Genomic DNA, 2,272 nt, shown 5'->3' with positions numbered 1-2,272 from the left:
GGTGATAGGTGCGCTGGTGGTCAATGAACTGGTTGGATGGAGGCAGCGGGCATGAATACCGTCAGCAGAAACGATGTGCTGGTCGAGCGGCGCGGCAGCGCCGGGCTCATCACCCTGAACCGCCCCAAGGCGCTCAATGCGCTGTCGCTGGCCATGATCCGGGACCTGTCCGCCGCCTTGCTGGCCTGGCGTGACGACCCTGAGGTTCATGTGGTGGCGGTACGCGGCACCAACAAGAAGGGCCAGCCCGGCACGCCCGAAAGCCTCTTCGGCGGTTTTTGCGCGGGGGGCGACATCCGCTTCTTCCACCAGGCGGTTTTCGCGGGCGATTCTGCGCTGGAGGACTTCTTCACCGAGGAATATGCCCTCAACCACCTGATTCACAACTATCCAAAGCCCTACATCGCCTTTATGGACGGCGTGGTCATGGGCGGCGGTATGGGAATCAGCCAGGGCGCCAAGGTGCGCATCGTCACCGAGCACACCAAGATGGCCATGCCGGAAACAAACATTGGCCTGTTTCCGGACGTAGGCGGCGGCTACTTCCTGAGCCGCTGCCCGGGCCACGCCGGCGAGTACCTGGCACTCACGGGTGATGTGATTGGCGCGGACGACGCCATCGGCTACGGCCTGGCCGACGTGAAGCTGGATGCCGCCCGCCTGCCGGCGCTTTGGGACGCCCTGGGCAGCCGGACTTTCGCTTCAGCCGCTGAGGCCGAGCAGTGGATTGCTACTGAATTGATAGCTGGTTGCGCCCGTCCTCTGTTGGCTACCGGCCATTTTGATGCCTACTTTTCCTTGCCGAGGGTCAAGCACATCGTGGATGCGCTGGAAGCTTCAACCGACCCCTGGGCGCTGAAGACGGCCGCCACCTTGCGCAAGCGTTCGCCGCTGATGCTGCATGTGACACTGGAGCAGATCCGCCGTGCCCGCACCATGACACTGGCCGACGACCTGCGCATGGAGCGTGACATGGTGTACCAATGCTTTCACCTGCGCCCGGGCGCGGCCAGCGAAACCGTCGAAGGCATACGTGCGCTGGCCGTTGACAAGGACTACAAGCCGCAGTGGATGCCCGCGCGCATCGAAGACGTGAAGCCCGGCATGGCCGATGCTTTTTTTGTCAGCCCCTGGACAGCGGACGAACACCCGCTGCGCGAGCTCTGAGTCGTTTGCTCAGGGACGGGCGACGTGCCAGGCATTCATGACGTTGTCGCCGGTCTTGTCCCCGGGCTTGGCGTCCTTGACCCAGTAGTACAGCGGCTTGCCCTTTATCGCCCACTGCCGGCTGCCATCATCACGGGTGATGATGGTGTAGTCGCCCAGCGGCTGGGCTGTCGCAGTGGGCACCAGGGGCGGCCAGTTGGCCGCGCATTGGCTATTGCAGACCGACTTGCCGCTACCGGCGGTGTCGCGGTCGAAGGTGTAAAGCGTCATGCCGTTGGGCCCGACCAGCACGCCATCGGCGACGGTAGCGGGATGTTTTGATGTCGTGGAAGCGCAGCCGCCCAGCAGGGCGGCGGTCAACAAGGCGGTCGTCAGGAATWTCATGGAAAAGCTCCGGTGAATAACAGCGGATGGCTGCACAAGCATAAACACCGGCAAATCCGGGCTTACTCGAAACATACTTCCACGATTTCCGGAGAAGGGCAAGCGGCGGATGCCGCGTTTTGGAGCAAGCCCTAGCGATTGCGCGACTTCATCGCGCGCTCAACCTCGCGCTTGCCTTCGCGGTCCTTGATAGTGTCGCGCTTGTCATGTTCGCCCTTGCCCTTGGCCAGGCCGATCTCGCATTTCACCTTGCCGGCTTTCCAGTGCATGTTCAGCGGCACCAGGGTGAAACCCTTTTGCTCGACCTTGCCGATCAGGCGGCGGATTTCTTCCTTGTGCATCAACAGCTTCTTGGTGCGCACCGAGTCAGGGCGCACGTGGGTAGACGCCGTGCCCAGCGGGTTGATCTGGCAGCCGATGATGAAGAGTTCGCCATTGCGAATGACGACATAGCCGTCGGTGAGCTGGACCTTGCCTTCGCGCAGGGATTTCACTTCCCAGCCTTCGAGCACCATGCCCGCCTCAAAGCGCTCTTCAATCTGGTAATTGAAAAGCGCTTTTTTATTGTCGGCAATGCGCACGGCGGCCGCCGCTGCCTTGGGTGAGAGATTGGCAGAGGGCGTTGCGGCCGTTTTTTTGGAGGAGGATGCTTCTTTGGTGGCCATGGATAAAAGGTAAGGGCGAAATCTGAAAAGTACAGAGCCCGCGAAGTGGCTAATAC

Annotated in this window: 3 protein-coding genes; 1 reads left to right on the top strand and 2 read right to left on the bottom strand. The window is 61.6% G+C overall.

Going from position 1 to position 2,272, the window contains the following annotated elements; genetic code table 11:
• Positions 1 to 51: 51 nt before the first annotated feature.
• A complete protein-coding gene (locus AC1D1P_RS21370) occupies positions 52 to 1,167 on the top strand; it encodes an enoyl-CoA hydratase/isomerase family protein (protein WP_477674348.1) in 1,116 nt (371 codons plus the stop codon).
• Positions 1,168 to 1,176: 9 nt separating this feature from the next.
• Here the strand turns inward: AC1D1P_RS21370 and AC1D1P_RS21365 are convergent, their stop codons facing one another.
• Both AC1D1P_RS21365 and smpB read right to left on the bottom strand, forming a co-directional pair.
• On the bottom strand, positions 1,177 to 1,551 hold the full coding sequence (locus AC1D1P_RS21365; protein WP_477674347.1) for a COG4315 family predicted lipoprotein: 375 nt from the start codon (positions 1,549 to 1,551) through the stop codon (positions 1,177 to 1,179).
• A gap of 131 nt (positions 1,552 to 1,682) precedes the next feature.
• Positions 1,683 to 2,216 carry an SsrA-binding protein SmpB gene (smpB, locus tag AC1D1P_RS21360; RefSeq protein ID WP_457282772.1) on the bottom strand — a complete coding sequence of 178 codons (534 nt, stop codon included), beginning with the start codon at positions 2,214 to 2,216 and terminating at the stop codon, positions 1,683 to 1,685.
• Positions 2,217 to 2,272 lie beyond the last annotated feature (56 nt).

The sequence above is a fragment of the Polaromonas sp. P1_E1_2 genome (assembly GCF_056406035.1).
The sequence above is the reverse complement of the archived record's forward strand: the minus strand, read 5'-3'. Positions and strand labels throughout refer to the sequence as shown.